This is a genomic window from Butyricimonas muris (assembly GCF_046365375.1).
GTDB classification, from domain to species: Bacteria; Bacteroidota; Bacteroidia; order Bacteroidales; family Marinifilaceae; genus Butyricimonas; species Butyricimonas muris.
Genome location: NZ_JBKEIT010000007.1, coordinates 16174 through 36551, shown reverse-complemented (window position 1 = coordinate 36551; position 20378 = coordinate 16174). Strand labels below are relative to the sequence as shown.

The 20378-nt window shown below is 45.5% G+C and carries 12 protein-coding genes; 10 read left to right on the top strand and 2 right to left on the bottom strand.

Annotated elements, in window-relative coordinates:
• Positions 1-9: 9 nt before the first annotated feature.
• From ACK8P8_RS12575 to ACK8P8_RS12555, 5 genes are all read left to right on the top strand, one after another.
• Positions 10-2604, top strand: a complete 2595-nt coding sequence (locus ACK8P8_RS12575) for a zinc-dependent metalloprotease (RefSeq protein ID WP_369859639.1) — start codon at positions 10-12, stop codon at positions 2602-2604.
• Between the two features lie 77 nt (positions 2605-2681).
• The gene (locus tag ACK8P8_RS12570; protein ID WP_369859638.1) at positions 2682-6011 is read left to right on the top strand and encodes a SusC/RagA family TonB-linked outer membrane protein; all 3330 of its coding nucleotides are present in this window, start codon (positions 2682-2684) and stop codon (positions 6009-6011) included.
• Positions 6012-6030: 19 nt separating this feature from the next.
• Positions 6031-7467 carry a RagB/SusD family nutrient uptake outer membrane protein gene (locus tag ACK8P8_RS12565; protein ID WP_369859637.1) on the top strand — a complete coding sequence of 479 codons (1437 nt, stop codon included), beginning with the start codon at positions 6031-6033 and terminating at the stop codon, positions 7465-7467.
• Between the two features lie 18 nt (positions 7468-7485).
• The gene (locus ACK8P8_RS12560; RefSeq protein ID WP_186974729.1) at positions 7486-8184 is read left to right on the top strand and encodes a DUF4843 domain-containing protein; all 699 of its coding nucleotides are present in this window, start codon (positions 7486-7488) and stop codon (positions 8182-8184) included.
• Positions 8185-8198: 14 nt separating this feature from the next.
• Positions 8199-9764, top strand: coding sequence for a PKD-like family lipoprotein (locus ACK8P8_RS12555; protein WP_369859636.1), 1566 nt, complete (start codon positions 8199-8201; stop codon positions 9762-9764).
• A gap of 91 nt (positions 9765-9855) precedes the next feature.
• Here ACK8P8_RS12555 and ACK8P8_RS12550 read toward each other — a convergent pair whose 3' ends face one another.
• The gene (locus ACK8P8_RS12550) at positions 9856-10320 is read right to left on the bottom strand and encodes a DUF2059 domain-containing protein (RefSeq protein WP_099291140.1); all 465 of its coding nucleotides are present in this window, start codon (positions 10318-10320) and stop codon (positions 9856-9858) included.
• A gap of 87 nt (positions 10321-10407) precedes the next feature.
• Between ACK8P8_RS12550 and ACK8P8_RS12545 the strand changes: the two genes are divergently transcribed.
• Positions 10408-11778: a S28 family serine protease gene (locus tag ACK8P8_RS12545; protein WP_369859635.1), complete on the top strand. Its 1371-nt coding sequence runs from the start codon at positions 10408-10410 to the stop codon at positions 11776-11778.
• Here ACK8P8_RS12545 and ACK8P8_RS12540 read toward each other — a convergent pair.
• Complete coding sequence (locus ACK8P8_RS12540; RefSeq protein ID WP_369859634.1) at positions 11767-12990, bottom strand: 3-deoxy-D-manno-octulosonic acid transferase; 1224 nt, start codon at positions 12988-12990, stop codon at positions 11767-11769. The genes ACK8P8_RS12545 and ACK8P8_RS12540 overlap by 12 nt on opposite strands.
• A 234-nt stretch (positions 12991-13224) precedes the next feature.
• On the opposite strand from ACK8P8_RS12540, the gene ACK8P8_RS12535 reads away from it, so the two are divergent.
• From ACK8P8_RS12535 to ACK8P8_RS12520, 4 genes are all read left to right on the top strand, one after another.
• Positions 13225-14433 carry a DUF4252 domain-containing protein gene (locus ACK8P8_RS12535; protein WP_369859633.1) on the top strand — a complete coding sequence of 403 codons (1209 nt, stop codon included), beginning with the start codon at positions 13225-13227 and terminating at the stop codon, positions 14431-14433.
• A gap of 61 nt (positions 14434-14494) precedes the next feature.
• Positions 14495-15898, top strand: a complete 1404-nt coding sequence (locus ACK8P8_RS12530) for an efflux transporter outer membrane subunit (RefSeq protein ID WP_099291143.1) — start codon at positions 14495-14497, stop codon at positions 15896-15898.
• A 40-nt stretch (positions 15899-15938) separates the two neighbouring features.
• Positions 15939-17036 carry an efflux RND transporter periplasmic adaptor subunit gene (locus ACK8P8_RS12525; RefSeq protein WP_099291144.1) on the top strand — a complete coding sequence of 366 codons (1098 nt, stop codon included), beginning with the start codon at positions 15939-15941 and terminating at the stop codon, positions 17034-17036.
• A gap of 106 nt (positions 17037-17142) precedes the next feature.
• Entirely contained in the window at positions 17143-20262 is a 3120-nt protein-coding gene (locus tag ACK8P8_RS12520; RefSeq protein ID WP_369859632.1) for an efflux RND transporter permease subunit, read from the top strand.
• Positions 20263-20378 lie beyond the last annotated feature (116 nt).

Here is a 20378-nt window from a genome sequence, read left to right as displayed (position 1 = left end):
AAAATTGATATGAACAAGATAATGACTCTTCTCATCATTTGCTTCTTGATACCGACACTCGGTACGCAAGCCGCAACGAGAAAGAAGAAAGAGAATAAAACAGAACAGAAGAAGCAAAGCGAATACGACAAACTGTTCAATACACCCGCGTGCAAGACGGTAAAGGGCTTGATCACGTTACACAAAATCGACGGCAAGGTCTATTTTGAATTTCCGTTCTCGTTATTCGGGAAGGAAATGTTACTCGGTTCGACCGTCGAGGAGATTAGCGACAACACGGAAGCACTGGTGGGACAGAAGCCGCACAGACCCCTGCATATCTACTTCACCAAAATAGACACGAACGTACAAATGCGCTATGTTTACAACGCTTCGGTCACCAACGCCAAGGACAAAAACATTCAAGAAGCCATCGACAAAGGAAATATCGGTGCTATCGCGAAAATGTTCCCGGTCAAATGCTGGAATAATGATAAATCGGCGGTCGTGTTCGACGTGACAGACTTCCTCGTAAGTGATTTATACGAGATCGATCCTTTCGACCCGTACAGCGCGAGTACCTACGGCGGCTGGATTCAGCGTATCACGAACTTCAAAAAAGACCGTTCGTTTATCGGCGATATCATGGCTTTTGAAGACAACGTATCAATCAGCAGTCACCTTTCCTTCGGGGTAACCATGAGAGCCCTCGGCATGTTCGAGTACCAAACGGACAAACCGTTCTCCGCCCTCGTGAAACGCTCCTTAATCCTATTGCCGGAGAAACCGATGCAACCCCGGATTCTAGACCCGCGCATCGGGGTTTTCTACACGGGGAAAATGAAATTCACGAATGACGACAATGGTTCGGACGTCGTTTACTACGCCCACCGCTGGAGAGTTGAACCCAAGGACATGGAAGCCTACAAGAGAGGAGAGCTTGTAGATGTAAAACAACCGATTATCTTCTACATCGACCCGAATTTCCCGCAAATGTGGATGAAATACATCCGCATGGGAGTGGAAGACTGGAACCGTGCTTTCGAAGAAATCGGATTAAAGAATGTCGTACAGACCAAAATGTTCCCCGTTGACGATCCCGAATTTGACCCGAACAATATTAAATACACCTGTATCCGTTATGCTCCCATTCCCGTGGAAAACGCCATGGGTCCCTCTTGGGTAGACCCGAGAAGCGGGGAGATTCTGAACGCTTCCGTGTACATCTATCACAATCTCGTGAGTCTTCTTTACACGTGGAGAATGTTGCAAACGGCAGCCGTAGACCCGAGCGTAAGGCAGATCACCTTGCCGGAAGAGGTCATGGGTGACGCCATCCGCTACGTCGCACGTCATGAAGTGGGACACTGTTTCGGGTTGATGCACAATATGGCATCCTCTAATGCCTTCCCCACGGACTCTTTGCGTTCCGCCACCTTCACGCAGAAATACGGCACGACTCCTTCCATCATGGATTATGCCCGCTTCAATTACGTGGCACAACCGGGGGACTTGGAAAAAGGGGTAAAACTCACACCGCCTATCATCGGACAATATGATTACTACGCCATAAAATGGATTTACAAGCCTATCCCCGAGGCGAAAACCGCAGAAGAGGAAGTTCCGACGCTGGACAGATGGATCAGTGAAAAAGCCGGAGATCCTATTTACAGGTACGGGAAACAGCAAATCATGTCCCGGTATGATCCGAGTGCCTTGGAAGAAGACTTGGGTGACGATGCCATCAAGTCCGCCACCTACGGTTTGAAGAATTTAAGATACGTCATGGAAAACTTGAACGAATGGGTTGCAGCGTCGGACACTGACCTCTCTTTCAGAAATCAGATGTATTATGCCATTCTGAATCAATTCAGAACCTACATGGGACACGTCACTCCTATCATCGGTGGTATCTACCTGAACGAGAAATACGAGGGCGATCCGCGACCGACTTACCAGTCCGTACCGAAAGCAGAACAAAAGCGGGCTTTACAATTTCTGTTGCAATTACAGGAAGATATGTCGTGGCTGGATAACAAAGAAATGCTCAAAAATATCCCGATTATCGGTAATCCCGGAGTGCTTTTCCAGCAAACACTGATCAGCAATCTTATCAGCAACGCTTCCGGCTTAGGGCTATGCATCTCGAAATCAGAAGATCCATACACGGAAGAGGAGTACTTGCAGGATATATACGATTACATTTGGAAACCCACACAAAAAGGTGTCACGCTGAAAAGCCGGGAACGGGAAGCACAATTGACTTTCGTGAAGAGCCTAATCAAAGAATCCAAACTGGATGCCGGAAAAGGCAAGGCAAGAGGCAGTATGAATATCACGAATAACTTGACGCTGGATCAATGGCTGGATCAAAAGATGTTCCAACTCTACGGTTATGTCCCGGAACAAGCAAAATTATCTGCCGACAGCCCGGAACCGGTGCAAGGCGTTGGATTCCAAAGACGGGTAAAAGCGGACTTTCCAAGTATCGCGCACGTGTATTACAATGTTTTGATGAAGACCAAACAACAATTGGAAAAAGCCAAGAACACGGGTAATACCGAAACCCGTAATCATTACGCTTTACTACTGCATCAAATCAACCAAGCTCTCAAAAAAGATTGACAAATAACAGGACGAGAGACCCGAAAAACAGTCTCTCGTCCCTATCTAATTTAATTACAAACATAACAATAGCAAACATGGAAAAAGAGTGTCATCTAAAACAGTTGCTATGCAAGGGGCTGCTAATTCTTTGCCTGCAACTTTTCGTTACCTTGTCCATCTCCGGGGAAAACCTGTACGGACAACAGCACAAAGTAGTGACGGTCAACCTGAAAAACGTAACGTTACTCCACGCGCTGGAATATCTGACAAACGTGGTCGGATGCGAGATTCTCTACAATCACGAACAAGTCAGGTCGGATAAAAAGTTTGACTTGGAAATGACAGACAAAACACTGGAAGAGGTTTTGAATAAATGTCTGGAAGGTACAAGCCTGACATACAAGATCGTGGATAATGTGTTCGTGTTGACCAACCGCACCAAAGAAGAGGAGAAAGCGAAAGAGATAAAAGGTGTCGTTGTAGACGTCAAGGGCGACTCCATCCCGGGTGTTACCGTCATGATCAAAGGAACTACTATCGGAACGAGTACCGATGCAAAAGGTCTGTTCAAAATGACCATTCCCGCCAACTTGAAAGATCTTACGCTCGTTTTCACCTATGTCGGCATGGAAACTCAAGAGGTCCAAGCCGGTAACAAGACAACCTTCAGAATTGTTTTGAAAGAAAAAGAGGAAAGTTTGGACGAAGTTATTGTTACGGGATATTCCAACATCAAAAAATCAAGTTTCACGGGAAGTGCCGTACAATTGAAGAAAGAAGATATCTTGAAAGTGTCCAAACGAAACGTTATCGCCGCACTGTCTACCTACGATCCTTCATTACGAATCATCAAAAACAATGAATGGGGTTCCAACCCGAACAAAGTTCCCGAGTTTTACATTCGCGGACGTTCCAGTATCGGGACAAAAGCACTGGATAAACAAGCGTTAGAAAATAACCCGAACACTCCTACTTTCATCATGGACGGCTTCGAAGTAACGGCAGAGAAAGTGTACGACATGGACCCGGAAAGAATTGAAAGTATCACGATCCTCAAAGACGCTGCCGCAACCGCCATGTACGGTTCCCGCGCTGCCAACGGAGTGATTGTAATCACAACGGTAGCCCCCAAGCCGGGTGAGATCCGTGTAGATTATTCCATGGTCGGCACCCTCGCCATTCCCGACCTGTCCGACTATAATCTTATGAATGCGGCAGAAAAACTGGAAGCAGAACGGCTTGCCGGATACTATGACGAACTTTCGGCACAAAACACGTATTACCAGAAACTGGAAGACGTTGCCCGGGGAGTTGACACCTACTGGATCGGTCAACCTCTCCGTAACTCCTTCAGCCACAAACACAGCATATACATTCAAGGTGGTGTGGAAAGTATTCGTTTCGGGCTGGATCTTTCCTACAACAACAATGACGGAGTTATGAAAGGATCTTTCCGGGATAATATGGGAGCCGGACTAACCTTGGATTATAGATATAAGGATCTACAGATTAAAAACTATATAGCCTACAAATCCAACAAATCCAAAGAATCTCCTTACGGGAACTTTGCAGATTACACGAGACAGTTACCCTATAACGAAATGAAAGATTCCTACGGCAATTATAGTAAAACACTCAAATGGGGAGATTTTGATAAAACCAATCCTCTATACGAGGCCACTCTTGGCAACTATGACAGATCGTCCTATAATGAATTACAAGATAATGTAGGTATCAACTGGTATATTATTGACGGACTACAAATAAAAGGTACTTTCGGCGTAACCAAACAATGGACAAAATCTGACGTTTTCGTGGATCCCCTGTCTCAAAAATCCCAAAATTCAAGTGACCCGTACAATTTATTAAGAGGTTCATTAACAAGATCCAGAGGGAATTTCTTAAGTTGGGATCTATCCGTTATGTTAATTTACAACCGTCAATTACATAAACACAATATAAACGCTACATTAACTTATAACGCCAGAGCTCAAGAAACAGATTCGGAAAGAAGCGAATACAGGGGATTCCCTTCCAGCGATCTGGTATCTCCGGCCTATGCAAAAGAAATCTATCAGAAGCCCACTTTCGCGGACAACGCAACCCGGAATATCGGTTTCCTCGCTTCTGTAAACTATGACTACAATAACATATACGCTCTTGACTTGACGTATCGTCTGGATGGTTCCTCGGAATTCGGAGACAAGAAAAGATGGGGTTCTTTCTATTCCGGTGGTGCAGCCATAAACATTCATAATTACGATTTTTTAAAAGGGAACAAAGTCCTCACCCTATTAAAAATCCGAAGTAATTACGGGCAATTAGGTACTGCTAATTTTGCTCCTTACGAGGCATCTACCCGTTATCTAGCCAATCTTGACAATTGGTACAGTTCCGGGTACGGAGTTTCCCTCATCGCTTTAGGAAACCAAAATCTGGTGTGGCAAAAAACAAATTCTTTAGACCTTGGTATCGAATTTGAGCTATTTGACGGACTTTTCTACGCGAAAGCATCGTGGTATAACAAACAGACGGTAGATATGGTAAATGATGTTACTATTCCTTCTTCTGCCGGTTTCAATTCTTACAAAGAAAATCTCGGAAAGCTTGAAAACAAAGGATTTGAAATTGATGTAAGAAGTGATTTTGTCAGAACGAAAGATTGGGCTGCCTCTGTGTTTTTAAATCTTTCGCACAACAAAGGTAAATTGAAAAAGATATCAAACGCATTGCAGGAATACAACGACAAGGTGAACTCACACTATGACGATTATTATTCTACCCCGGACGAAGAATTGATGAAACCCTTGTTAAAATACGAAGAAGGTCAATCACTGACAGCTATCTGGGGAATGCAATCTCTTGGAATCGATCCGACAAACGGAAAGGATATGCTATTGAACAGAGACGGTAGCATCACTTACGACTACACGGCAGAAAACCAAATCGTACTGGGAGATACGGAACCCGATGCGGAAGGTAATTTCGGTTTAAATTTACGTTATAAAGGTTTTACCTTATTCACTTCATTCAAATTCCAATTCGGGGCACAAAGCTACAACTCCACGTTGGTTTCAAAAGTTGAGAATGTCAACCTGCAATATTATAACGCGGATAAACGCGTATTGTATGACCGTTGGCATGAAATCGGGGATATCGCAAAATACAAAAGCATCAAAGATTACAGTGAAACAACAAGACCGGTTTCCCGCTTCGTGCAGGACGATAATTGGCTGGAACTGACTTCACTCACACTAGGATACGATTTCAGCGAGCATGCATGGATGAAAAAAGCCCGTTTAAAAACGTTACGTGTTGAATTCAACATGAATGATTTGATGCATGTTTCTTCAATAAAGCAGGAGAGAGGACTTTCTTATCCTTTCGCTTATAACATGGGATTCTCATTAAAAATCGGACTTTAATCTAATAAAATACATGACCATGAAAAAAATAATATATATCGCCCTTTGCCTAATAGGATTCTCCGGTTGCGACAACTGGCTGGATGTATCGGCTTCAGACCAGATAAAAGAGAGTCAATTGTTTGAAAACGGGAACGGTTTCAGAAGTGCTTTACTAGGCATATACCAGAATCTTTCAACAGAAGATCTTTACGGTAAAAATATGACGTGGGGATTCATGGATTGCCTCGGACAACTATATGATCCAAAAGCAATAACATTAAACGGTGGTGAACTGGTTCAAGCCCAAAATTACGCATTTGAACATAGTGCCGTCAAACCCGTTATTACTAAAATATGGGAATCCATGTACAACTGCATAGCGAATTGCAACAACGTAATCACAAACATAGAACACGCAAGCCCATCTATCTTCGAGTATAAAGAAGAAGAAAAGAATATGATCTTGGGAGAGGCTCTAGCCTTACGCGGATTTATGCACTTCGACCTGCTCAGATTGTTTGCCCCGGCGCCCAAGGCAGGAGCTTCCGGAACATATATTCCCTACTGCACCTCGTACCCCGAAATTCGGAGTCCTAAACTTTCGGTAGATGACTTTTTAAAATTAGTTATCGAAGATTTGGAAAAAGCCCAAGACTTAACGGCTAAATTCGACACGCTGCCGGATAATATAAAAGCTATACAAGACGCTTTTTATAGAGTAGGGAAAGCAAATTATTTCCAAGAAAGAGGTATTTTCTGGAGTTATCGCGGGACACGCATGAATTACATGAACGTAACCGCGTTACTGGCAAGAGTCTACATGTACTCCGGACAAATTGACAAGGCGTATGAAGAAGCGAAATACTTACTAGATTTCGAAGGATTGGAATATCCGTCATATAGTTCAAGTTATGACGGAAACTCCAAAAGTAGGGAAGATATCATTCTGGCTTTTTTCAACAAAAATGTTACCGAGACATTTAAACCATGGACAGGTGAAAACGGTTATCTGAAAATCCGGAATGTAGAAGATTTATTCGAAGGCGAAACTACCGACCGCCGCTATTCAAAAATGACAACGGAAATAGCCAAAGGTACCCGGATTTCAGCCAAATATGTAGGTTATGAAGACCCTTCTAAAGAAAGAGATAACGGTCCGCTCATTCCCGTCATAAGAAAAGCCGAAATGTATTATATCGCTTGCGAATATTTTTTGCAACACAAAAAAGTGGATGAAGCAAAAGCATTACTGGCCGAATTGCGAGAAGAACGCGGTAACGGAAAACCTCTTCCTGAATTATCCGAAAGTCAATTTATCGAAACGATGCTTTTAGACGCAAGACGAGAGTTAATGAGCGAAGGACAACTTTTCTTCCTGTATAAATATTATAATCTTCCTATTTGGGATGGCAAGACAAACCCGGCAATCACCGCCAAGTTCGTATTACCCGTTCCCGCCAGTGAAAATATCTAATTCATAAAATTACCGATTATGAAAAAATATCTTGTAATACTCATTTGTCTGTTCACGATATGCAGTTGTACAGAAGAAGAATCACCCTATTATGAAGGCGGGCATTACATCTATTTCCGCAACAGCTACACCTCGGATAGTATTGAAATGTCATTCTTTTTCTATCCCGGGCAGGATAAAGTACCCGTGTGGTTAAAACTCGAATCCGGAGGGGATATCTTTACAAAGGATGTACCTGTCAAATTCTCCGTGGATAAAGATTTGTCAACCGCGGCAGAAGAAGATTACGACCTCCCGACAGATGCCGTATTCCACGCCGGACACCAGAAAGATTCCACACAACTATTCTTGAATTACACGCCCAAACTGGATGACAAAAGATTTAAGCTCGTCGTGAATCTGGATGCATCCGACGCTTATACCCCGGGACCGAAATTATACCGGAAAGCCGTAATTATTTTTACAGCCATTCCCTCTCGTCCCGAATGGTGGGATTCTGACATTGAAAAAGTTTATCTCGGCAAGTATTCTGATCTCAAGTACGAAACACTCATGAGCGTCACGAAAGTTTCTGATTGGTCCAATCTTGAATCGCCCGAAAAACGGGCATTGGCACTACAATTCAAATACTACCTGCAAAAGTGCGCGGAAGACCCTGAAATAGGTCCCGTTTTAGATGAAGACGGTCGACCGATGACTGTAACTGTAATTGGATAAATAAAAATAAGACTATGAAAAAGATATATATTTGGATTTTATCATTGTCTGTCCTGATTTTAGGATGTATGGATGATAAAGGTAATTATAGCTATTCAGAACTGAACAAAATCACGATAGATAATATCGCATGGAGCAACAGTATTAACTATGGAGATCCCTTGAACATAACTCCCGAATTATCTTTCTCTCTCGATAGCGTCAATGTAAGTTTAAGTTACGAATGGATTGTCAACGGTGTGGTTATAGATAGTACCTCTCCCGAACTCCATATCGAAAGTTTCAAAGAATTTGTCGGAAACCGGCGTTGTTATTTCCGCGTGGAAGATAACAGCACGGGTATGAAATACACGGCAGAATTCATGGTAAATGTTTCCGGCACATATCAAGCCGGTTGGCTTATATTATCGGAAAAAGATAACAAATCCTACCTCTCCTATGTCAAAGAACAAAAGAAAGAGGATGACGATGGCAATCTTATTGAAATCGTATACGGAGAAGAAACCGATGTCTACAAAAATGTCAACGGAACCGCTCTTGGCTCCGAACCGATAAAATTACTCGAACATTGGAGCTCAAACTATTCGTCCATTGGAGAGATCCTAGTGTTACAAAAATCCGGTTCCGTGGAATTAGACGGTAGTGCCCTCACGAAGGCTGTTGACACGGAGCTGGAATTCCTTGGAGAAACATATCCCGCCAATTTCGTACCTAAGGATGCCCTTTATCCCGAAATATGCGGTTACTTGCTTTCCGAAGACGGAAATGTATACAGTCGTCGGAATGATGTCCCAAAAGAATATCATTCGGGACGCTTCATGGCGGAACCTATGCGGGCAAGCGGCGGCATGCGTATCAGCCATTTCATCCCGACCTTATATTTGAATAGCAAATGTATACTCATGTTTGACGAACTCAATCATCGCTATTTAGCCTGCATGGATACGGATTACGAACCCAAATTATGCGGGGAACCCACCGTTATCTCGCATAAAGATTATCCCGACGATTTTTCCGACCTTAATAATATGACACGGGAAATTGTATTTGCGGCAAGCTATGAAAACCCGGATCCTTGGGCTGACTATGAAAACAGCGTATTTTCAATTTTGTATGACAGAACTGAAAACCAATACTATATGCAGAATTTCGGCATAGGTGCTGTATGGTATACAGGAGCAATCAACATCGCTCCCGACTACGAAATACCTTTCCCGGACGGAGATATGTTGAACGGAAATAATGTTTTCGCCATTTCCCGAAAAACTCCTTATTTCTTCTTTTCAGCAGGAGCCAATCAAGAGAAATTATACTGGAGAGATATGAATGATAAAACCGGAAAAGCACACCTTTTCGACATTGACTTTGAAGGGCATAGCATCACTTCAATCGCAGTTGCCATGAACGGCGACAGAATAGGCGTCGGTCTGGACAATGGAATATTTTACCTTATTGACGCAACAGATGTAGGAATCTGGAAAAGCAATGTTCTATATAAAACAAAGAACGACATGGGTAAAATAAAACATGTTATCTTTAAAAGCGGAGCAAGAAGCGTATTCATGTGGGGCGAAGAATAGATAAAAACTCTGTCCGTCACCGGCTTTCTTTATAAACAAGAACCGGCGGCGGACAGCCCTCAATCTTAAATCTAAAATTTAAAATCGTAAATCACATATACCCTTTCTCCTTCAACATCCCCTGTATCTTCATCGCGATCTGCATTCCCCATTGTTGCCCTACTTTCATACTTTCGGACATGATTCCCGGTTGTGCGGCAGCCATTTTCTTACCCACGGGTGTTTCATAGAATTTGATAATACCTTCCAAATCAGCCTGTGTCAGGTGTTTCGAATAAACCGGAGCCAACATACCGACAACATCGTCCATGATGGTTTTCATAATTTCCGCCTCGGCTGTTTTCCAAAATTCCTCGGGTACATTCGGCAATTGTTGCTTCATCATGGCAAACATTTGCGGAACGACCATTTTGAACGTAGCATCACCGCCGGAAACGGTGATCATCTTTTTCAACGTCTCTACATATTCTTTTGAAGGTTGGGTCTGAGGAGCTTTTGCCTCCGCGACACTCCACAAACACAAGGATAACGCGATTAATAACAAAATTCTTTTCATATTCTTTTAATTTTTAAATAGTGTAACAAAGGTATCTTTTTCATATAAAATTCATACCTTGCAGACTGAAAAATAAAGAGCTGACCTATGAAATATGTATTTACACTTGTTGTATCCCTATTATTAGCATGCGGAACGTTATTCGCGAACGGGCCGTTATTACAGAAATTACAGCAAATCAAAGAGATATCCGATATACGGGAATTAAAAGTTCCTCCCTATAGCGAATATTACGAGTTTTGGTACGAACAACCGATCGACCATAACAATCCCGCGAAAGGCACATTCAAACAACGGGTGTTGCTCGGGCATCGGGACTTCAAAGCGCCCATGGTGGCAATCTTGGAAGGATACGGGATATATTCTCCCACCGAAAGCGAGTTATCGCAATTATTCAAGACAAACCAACTCACGATAGAACACCGTTTCTTCAACAACAGCAAGCCCGCCGGGGAAACTCCTTGGTCGGACTTGACGCTGAAACAAGCGGCTACCGACCAACACGAGATCATCCAAAGTTTGCGCCAAAAGGTATACCCCGACACGAGATGGATATCAACCGGTATCAGCAAAGGCGGACAGACCACCGTCTACCACCGTTACTTCTACCCGGAGGACGTGGAAGTCAGCGTACCTTATGTTGCCCCGATTAACCTAGAGAAAGTGGACCCCCGTTTAGAGAAATTCCTTTCTAAACTCGGCGATACCCCGGAAAACAGACATTTGCTCGAAGGTGGCGGTAAAGAAACCAAATGGCAAATTTTTGATTTTCAAAAGAGATGTTTTGAAAACTTGGATAAACTCATGCCGCTCATGGAGCAATTAACTCGTACCAAAGCATATTCATTCCGTAAAGTCGGTGACGCAGAGCGGGCATTGAAACTCACAATTCTAGAATTCCCGTTTGCATTCTGGCAATGGGGAAATAATATCAACGATATGCCCCAACTGGAAGAAGAGGACTATAACAAAATATTCAACTATCTAGTGAGAGTATCCTCGCCCGATTTCTTTGATGACAAATCCATTGAAAATTTACAAGCCTTCTATTACGCCGCACTGACCGAAACGGGCATGTACGCGTACAACATCAAGCCCTTCAAAAAATATTTCAAAGAAGAAAAGGACAACATAATCACCTTTGACTTCGCTATGCCCAAGGGATACGAGAATACGCCTTTCAACACGAAACAATTACATGACATAAATAACTGGCTACAAACAAAAGCGGAAAATATGCTCTTTATCTACGGGGGAATAGACCCATGGAGTGCTACCGCCGTTGACTTGAAAAAGAATACCAAGTGTGCCAAATACATAAAAGCGGATATGGATCACAAATGCCGTATCAAAGACTTCGAAAACCTTACCCGCGACGCCATCCTAAAGACCTTGAAAGCATGGATCAAGGGTGTCGAAGTGGAAAATGAAGCGGAAGAAGAAGTCCTATTCTACTAACTGGCGAATAATCGCATCCGTAGCGCCCAATTGTTTATTGACAAACCTTAAAGCACTTTGCCCGGCTGCCTCAGCGATAGCCGGGCTATTTATTAACGAGTCGAGCAAGGACGTGAATTGTTCCTTATCCTTGATCGAGAACGCTCCCCCGCAATCAATCAAGTCTACCGCTTCTTTGAATTTATGATACTTGGGACCGAAAATCACCGGGATTCCGTATATCGCAGCTTCCAACGTGTTGTGGATACCCTTACCGAAACCGCCGCCGATATAGGAAATGGAACCATACCGGTATATAGACGACAGCACCCCGATAGTATCGACCACAAGTACTTGACATTTCGTCACATCGGCATTTTCATCCGTGTAACGTGCCGCGGGTTTATGACACTTGTTCAGAATATCACGGATATGCCCCTCCCCGATCTCGTGAGGCACAATAATCCATTTAAAGCCCCCTTCCTGTTTATTGATATAATCCATGATAATCTCCTCGTCCCCCGGCCATGTACTTCCGCAAACCACGGCACGGCGGTCATTACAGAACGCTTCCACTTTCTCGATTCGTTTTGCCGCATCCGCGATCTGTTTTACGCGATCAAAACGGGTATCTCCCGTCTGTTGCACGTGGGTAATCCCGATAGAGGCGAGCAACTTAACGGATTCCTCGTCCTGCACGTAAAGGCGGGTAAAGAAACGTAACATCCGGCGGTACAGTCCGCCCCACTTTTTGAAAAAAGGCTGCTCCCGGCGGAAGATAGCAGATATCAAATAAGTCGGCACTTCACGTTCGTGCAACTCCCGGAGATAATTATACCAGTACTCGTATTTCACGAACACGGCAGCATCGGGATGCCATATCTTCATAAAGCGACGGGCATTTGCCGGGGTATCCGTCGGCAAATAGAATATATAATCCGCCCCGGGATAATTCTTCCGAATCTCGTAACCCGAGGGGGAGAAAAAAGTCAACAATATCTTCGTGTAAGGCTCTCTCTCTTTCAACTTCTCGATCACCGGACGTCCTTGCTCAAACTCCCCGAGCGAGGAGGCATGAAACCACACCAATCGTCCTTTTTCCCGTCCTGCCGCTTCCATCCGTTTCCATATTCCCTTTCTTCCCTTCACCCACAAAGCCGCTTTCTCGTTAAACAGAGAAGCAATACCAATAGCGCCGCGATAAGCGATAATCCCGAAATTATACCCCAACATATTATTTTAGATTTTAAATTTTAGATTTTAGATTGAATATCAAGAGTATCTTCAATTTAAAATTTAAAATTTACAATTTACAATCTGTTTTCGGCTTCAAAGGTATAAAATTTCTCGCCCAATGGTATAACTTTTGTAAATAACGTTAAGCCGGGAATAATGAACGGGTTATTCCATTAAATTTACTGTCGGTTAAAAAAGAATGTGCCAGTATAACAATAAAATTATCAGGTTATGAAGATCAGATGTTTATTAACGTGTATAGTAAGCCTTGTCATCGTTTTTCCCCTGCAAGCGCAGGTAGGCAAAGAGATGAAAGCGTTCCGTAACAAGGAAGGCATAACCGTGACGATGCTAACCCCATCGCTTTATAAACTGTATAAACAAAGCGATATGTCTATCGCCGCGGAAGAAGCCTTGAATAACATGAAAGAAATCAACGTGATGTACGTTGACAAAAAACGGGCAACCCCTAAAGTAGTCGAAGAAATCAACCAAAGACTAATCCCGATCATGGAAAACGAGTCCAAGTACACTCTCGTACGCAGCCATCAAGGCGTATACGGTCAGGAGCGTCTGTACGTGACACAGAACAACGAGCAGATCACGGCATTAGTATTATGGAACGAAGAAAGAGAACAGCTCTCCGTGATTGAATTAAAGGGAAATATCGACTTGGATAATGTGGATGAGATCGCTGCGGCTCTCAATGTGAAAGGACTTGACAGACTGGCATACATCAACACTCCCGCCGAAGGCAGTTCTTTCGCCGAGAGGATGGGCAACCCGATGGACCTGCTCAAACGGATGGAAGAGAGATTCGGGGTTAAGAGAGATTCGCTCTTCGGCGAAGATCCTTTCGGAACCCTGCGGGAACGATTCGGGAATATGGGCAGCATGGAAGATATGATGAAACGTGCAGAAGAGGCATTCCGCAACATGGGCAGCATGTTCAACGGGATGGACGGCATGTCCGAATCTATTTCCAACGGTCTGGAAGTCATCCGCGAGAACGGTAAAACCCGTATCAAAGTAAACGCTACCAATTCGGAACTCGCGTACTTGATCGACGGGGTAGAATATGCCGCCGACAGCTTGAAAAACGGGATACCGGAGGAAATCGCCAACGTGATTATGGTCACCGAACCGGGCAACGCGAAGAAGTCCCACGTGATTATCAACACCCTGAAAAAATCAGGACAATTCATCAGCTATTCCAACGGCGTCTTGAAATACAAATACAAAAATCAGGAATTTACGGTCAATCCGGAGAAACTGTCCGAACCGTCATTACTCGTCAACAATCGACTCACGAGAACATTCAACGTCGACCCGATGCAAATTATTCAAATACGCCCGGCAACGGAAATCGAGCGAAAAATACTTAACGCTCCGTCCGCCCAAGTAGTTATTGTTACAGACGAAATGAATTTCGGGTTCTAACATTTTTTCCTTATTCTCGTATAGCAGTTAGTAGAAAATAGACTAACACAATTTATACACTATGAGACTGGCTGCTATGACGAGGACAGGATGTATCCTGTCATTTATTATTTTCACACTTATAACTTTGGCGGGGAAAGCTGCCCCGCCACAAGTCAACAAACCTTACAAAAGGACTAGCAATGCCCCGAACCTGCAACAGACACTTCCCTCGAACGACGAATGGTGGAAACTGTTCAGAGATCCCATACTCGACACGCTGATTGACAAAGCGGTAATCAAAAACTACGACGTCCGTAACGCGATCCGCAAAATAGAACTGGCTAAAGCCAAATTACGGGTAGACCGGAGTCCTTATTACCCGACCATCTACTTCTCGGGTAGTTACGCGCCGGAAAAGAGCAGTCTTAGCGCCGACAAGAAAAACATCATCGAACGGGTGGGAAGCGCCACGGTCAATTTGAACTGGGAACTCGACGTTTTCGGACGAATCCGTAAAGAAAGTTCCTCACAGAAAGAGTTCTATCTCGCCGCCCAAGAAGACTACCGGGGAGTTATGGTATCACTTGCCGCCCAGTTGTCCACGGCATACGTCAATCTGCGTTGCGCCCAGAAGCAACTCGAAGTGACTCAAAGGAATATCGAATCCCAAAAACAGGTCATGGAACTCACGGAATCCAAACTAAATGTGGGACTCGCATCCCGGCTCGACGTGGCTCAGGCAAAAAGTCTTTACCTGCAAACAAAAGCATCCCTTCCGGGTATCGAATCAACTATCGCGCAACAAATAAACCTGATCGGGGTATTGATCGGGGAACATTCCGTTCAGATTCGGGATTCCCTGTTCAGAACACACCCGCTCCCGGAAAACCCGAGAGCGGCAGCCGTCGGGATTCCCGCGAACCTGATCCGCCAACGACCGGATGTACGTTCGGCAGAGAGAACTATCGACGGACTGGCCGAGGCTGTCGGGGCAAGCCGTGCCGACTGGTGGCCGAAATTTCTCGTGACAGGTTACATCGGTTACGCTTCCGAGAACTTCGAACACTTCACGGACAAGGAAAACATGATATGGCAAATTGCACCCTCTATCAAGTGGACGATATTCAGCGGTCGTAACCTCGTGGAATCCAAGAAATCAGCACAAATCCAATTGGATGAAGAGATCAACTCGTACAACCAGACCTTGCTCACCGCCTTACAGGAAGTGGACAACGCGCTGGTAACTTACAACAAATCCCTCTCGCAAATCTCCGCCCTGAACGATGCTTACCAGCAATCACAATTAACACAGGATCTGGCGATAGAACAATATAAAAACGGTCTGACAAGCTACCAGAATGTGCTCACGTCACAATTGAGCCTGCTGAATTACGAAAATTCCCTCGTGGAAGCGCGGGCAGCGTCACTCCGTTACTTGATAGAACTCTATCAGGCTCTTGGCGGAGGATGGCCTGTGGAATAATTTTAGATTTCATTTACACGAACTAACATACATATTTATTATGAAAGTATCCAGTTTTATCTTCTTTATTCCGATCATCTTTTTAACGGGATGTGGGGATTCCAAGCAAAAAAAAGAAACACCTCAGGCTCCCTCGGTGGAGGTCGCTCATCCGGGATTCCGTACCGTGGTTTACACGTTTGAATACCCGGGGTATATGGAAGCGGAACAGACCGTCAATCTAGTTGCCCGCGTATCTGGGTATCTCGATTCGTACAACTTCACCCCCGGTCAGCGGGTACGGGAAGGACAAACTCTTTTCGTGATAGAACCTCAACCTTACAAAGACAAGGTTGCCCAAGCCGAAGCGAATGTAGAAAGTTGCAAATCCAAACTGGCATACGCCAAGGCATCCTACGAACGCATGAAAGAAGCCGTGAAAAATAAGGCTATCAGCGAAATAGACTACCTGCAATCCCAATCGGATTACGGGGAAGCGGTTGCCGCCTACGAGGATGCGCGGGCACAATTGAGTTCCGCCAATATAGACCTATCCTATTGCACGGTAAAAGCTCCTTTCACGGGACGGATATCCCGTAACATGGTCGATCCCGGTAATATGGTAGGAACCGACGCCAACAATTCGGCACTGGCAACCATATACAAGGACAACCAGATGTACCTTTATTTCAATATGGCATACGCCGATTTCATGCAATTACCCCAAAACAGTCCGTCGGCACTACCCGTCACGATACAAGACGTGAACAATCCCGAAAAAACATGGATTGCCTCTCTCGATTACCGGTCGCCCAACGTCGACCTCTCCACGGGAACCATCACCGTACGGGCAATAGCCAGAAACCCGAACGGGGATTTGTTGAGCGGAATGTACGTGAAAGTTGTCGTACCTTACAAGAGTGTACCGAAAGCCATCGTCATTCCCGAGGCTTCCATCAGTACCAACCAAGGAGGACGTTACATCTACCTCGTCACCCCCGACGATACCGTGGAATTTCGTCAAGTAAAAGTCGGAACCCTAACCCCTGACGGCATGCGGGAAATCATCAGCGGCATCACCACCGAAGACCGCTACGTGACCAAAGCCCTCATCAACATCCGTCCGGGAATGAAAATTAAACCCATTTTAAAATTTTAGATTTTAGATTTACAATTTTAGATTCCAGCCACACGAAACCCAACGTTGCCGACTCCTTAAATCGTAAATCATAAATCCAAAATCATAAATCTAAAATTCAATCTTTATGATGTCCAAGTTTTTCATCAACCGCCCTATATTCGCCACAGTCCTTTCCATCCTTATCGTGGTGGCAGGAGTGATCTCCTTGAGCTCATTACCCGTGGAACAATACCCCACGATCACGCCGCCGACGGTAGTCGTGGAGGCACAATACCCGGGAGCCAACGCCACGACCATAGCGCAGATGGTGGCAACCCCGATCGAACAACAAGTGAACGGGGTGGAAGGGATGTTATACATGTCGTCCACCTCGTCCAGCGCGGGAATATACAAACTCACGGTCACGTTTGAAGTCGGTACCGACCTCGACATGGCAACCGTCCTCGTGCAAAACCGGGTAAACATAGCCCAAAGCGCACTCCCGCAGGAAGTCACCAAACTGGGTATCACGACCACGAAAGAATCTACCAACGTGGTCATGTTCCTCACCCTGACCTCGGACAACCCGAGCTATGATGCCCTATACCTCTCCAACTACGCGGAGTTAAACCTCGTCAACGAATTAAGCCGAATCAAAGGGGTGGGAAGTGTCGGTTCCTTCGGTGCCGGCAATTACAGTATGCGCGTATGGCTGGACCCGAATTTACTCGCTATCCGGGATGTCAGTCCGGAAGAAATCATTTCCGCTATCGAAAGCCAGAACATACAGGTAGCTCCCGGCTCAGTAGGCGCCCCCCCTTTGGCAAGCCCGGTAGCTTTCCAATATACCCTCGAAACGCAAGGATTACTTGTCAATGAAGAAGAATTCGGCAATATCATAATCAAAGCTCTCCCCGGCGGGAAATACCTCCGGGTAAAAGATGTCGCCACGGTGGAACTTGGCAGCCAGTCATACAGTGCCAGTGCCACGTTGAAAGGTGGTGCTGTCGCCGCCATCGCCATTTATCAGCTTCCGGGTGCCAACGCCATCGACGTTTCCCAACGAATCAAAGCACGGGTAAACACCCTCTCGTCCTACCTCCCCGACGGAGTAAACCTCAACATCACACTCGACACCACGGAATTTATTCACGCCTCCATCAAAGAGATATACAAAACTTTAGGTACCGCATTCCTGCTCGTGCTCATCGTTATACTACTGTTCTTGCAAAACTGGCGGGCGATGTTGATCCCGTTGATAGCAATCCCCGTCTCGCTTGTCGGAACCTTTGCCTTCATGAACATACTCGGTTTCTCGATCAACACGCTGACTCTTTTCGGACTGGTACTCGCCATCGGACTGGTAGTCGACGACGCCATTATCATCGTCGAGAATAGCTACCGACTGATAGAAACCGGGAAATACACCGATATGCGGGCAGCCGTCACCCAAGCCATGAAAGAGGTTTCAGGCGCCATTGTCGGCATTATACTCGTTTTGCTCGCCGTGTTCATTCCCACGGCATTTATCGGGGGAATCACCGGTTCGCTCTACAAACAGTTTGCCCTCACGATTGCCGCCGCTACCGTGATCAGCGGATTCAACGCCCTGACTCTTAGCCCCGCCCTTTGCGCGCTATTCTTGAAACCGGCAAAACCATCCCGTTTCTTCCTTTTCAAGGGATTCAATAAATTCTTCGAAAAGACCAGTAACGGGTACATGTGGGTAGTACGGGGCTTTATCCGCAAATCGGCTCTGGCGATGTTTATCTTTATCGTTTTGTCCGTACTTGCCTTCTTGGGCTTCATGTACAGACCGACCACTTTCGTTCCGAACGAAGATCAGGGATATTTCCTCGTCTCCATGCAACTCCCCGACGGGGCTTCCCTCTCCCGCACGGAAGAGGCATCTGCCAAAGCCGGAGCCATATTAAAAGACATCGACGGGGTGCGAACCTATATCACCATCAATGGCTTCTCCATGATGGACAACGCTCAAAGTTCCAACGCGGCATCCATTTTCGTGATGCTCGAAAACTGGGACAAACGTAAAGCAAAAGCCCTCGGAGTCGATGCCATCACTACCCGTTTCAACGAACTCGCTTACGTGGAAATCCCCGAGGCACAGAGTTATGCCGTATCCCCGCCACCCATACCCGGGTTAGGAGAAAGCAGCGGCTTCCAACTCATGCTGGAAGACATCAATAATTACGGTTCGGCAGCCCTGCAACAAGCCACGGATCATCTTGTCGATGCCGGCAACCGATACCCCGGACTTGCCATGCTCCGCTCCACGTTCAGTGCCAGTGTTCCGCAATATTACCTGAACATAGACCGGGACAAAGTGGAATTAATGCAAATCCCCATCAGTGACGTATTCAGCGCATTGTCGGCATACATCGGTTCTATCTACGTCAACAACTTCGTGAAATACGGACGTACTTTTCAAGTAAATCTCCAAGGCCTGCCTTCCACCCGTGAAGTCATCGATGATGTGTTGTTCCTCAACGTGAAAAACACACAAGGCAACATGGTTCCATTCTCCGCCTTTACCACCGTGGAACAACGTCTAGGCACAGAATTACTACCCAAGTACAACACCTACGCGGCAGCTTCCATATCCGGCTCGGCAGCAGCGGGATACAGTTCCGGTCAAGCCCTTACCGCCATGGAGCAAGTCGTCAAAGAAGAATTAGGCAACACGTTCGGGTACGAGTGGACAGGCCTGTCCTATCAGGAAGAAAGTGCCGGTTCAACCACCACCGCAATATTCATTCTCGCCATCCTCGTGGCATTCCTTATTCTTGCCGCTCAATACGAGAGCTGGACATCACCTTTCGCCGTTGTCATGGGATTGCCTATTGCCCTTTTGGGCGTTGTCATCGGATGCCTTATAATGAATTTGCCGATCAGCGTCTACACCCAGATTGGTATCATCCTGCTGATTGCTCTCACGGCAAAAAATGCCATCCTAATCGTGGAATTCGCCCGGGACTATCGTGCCGCGGGAAAGCCGATCAGCGAAGCGGCTCTGGAGGCCGGACGGGTACGTTTACGCCCGATTTTGATGACCTCATTCGCCTTCATCCTCGGTGTATTCCCCTTGATCATTTCCACCGGAGCAGGTGCGGCCAGCCGAATCTCTCTCGGCACCGCAGTATTCTACGGTATGTTAATGACATCCCTCGTCGGCACACTCTTTATGCCCAACTTCTACTACATCATGGAATCCCTGCAAGAATGGTTCAAAAAGAAAAGTTCATGAAGTATTATAGTTTATAAAGTTTATAAAGTTCATAAGGTTTATAAAGTATTGGACCCCTGCGGGGCGCTTTGTCTACGGCAACTTGAGTTGCCGATAAGCATAGTCCGAAGGACACC

Bases quoted from the DNA above. Each gene is read 5' to 3' on its own strand.
- ACK8P8_RS12575 (WP_369859639.1), top strand. From the start codon at position 10: ATGAACAAGATAATGACTCTTCTCATCATTTGCTTCTTGATACCGACA.
- ACK8P8_RS12570 (WP_369859638.1), top strand. From the start codon at position 2,682: ATGGAAAAAGAGTGTCATCTAAAACAGTTGCTATGCAAGGGGCTGCTA.
- ACK8P8_RS12565 (WP_369859637.1), top strand. From the start codon at position 6,031: ATGAAAAAAATAATATATATCGCCCTTTGCCTAATAGGATTCTCCGGT.
- ACK8P8_RS12560 (WP_186974729.1), top strand. From the start codon at position 7,486: ATGAAAAAATATCTTGTAATACTCATTTGTCTGTTCACGATATGCAGT.
- ACK8P8_RS12555 (WP_369859636.1), top strand. From the start codon at position 8,199: ATGAAAAAGATATATATTTGGATTTTATCATTGTCTGTCCTGATTTTA.
- ACK8P8_RS12550 (WP_099291140.1), bottom strand. From the start codon at position 10,320: ATGAAAAGAATTTTGTTATTAATCGCGTTATCCTTGTGTTTGTGGAGT.
- ACK8P8_RS12545 (WP_369859635.1), top strand. From the start codon at position 10,408: ATGAAATATGTATTTACACTTGTTGTATCCCTATTATTAGCATGCGGA.
- ACK8P8_RS12540 (WP_369859634.1), bottom strand. From the start codon at position 12,990: ATGTTGGGGTATAATTTCGGGATTATCGCTTATCGCGGCGCTATTGGT.
- ACK8P8_RS12535 (WP_369859633.1), top strand. From the start codon at position 13,225: ATGAAGATCAGATGTTTATTAACGTGTATAGTAAGCCTTGTCATCGTT.
- ACK8P8_RS12530 (WP_099291143.1), top strand. From the start codon at position 14,495: ATGAGACTGGCTGCTATGACGAGGACAGGATGTATCCTGTCATTTATT.
- ACK8P8_RS12525 (WP_099291144.1), top strand. From the start codon at position 15,939: ATGAAAGTATCCAGTTTTATCTTCTTTATTCCGATCATCTTTTTAACG.
- ACK8P8_RS12520 (WP_369859632.1), top strand. From the start codon at position 17,143: ATGATGTCCAAGTTTTTCATCAACCGCCCTATATTCGCCACAGTCCTT.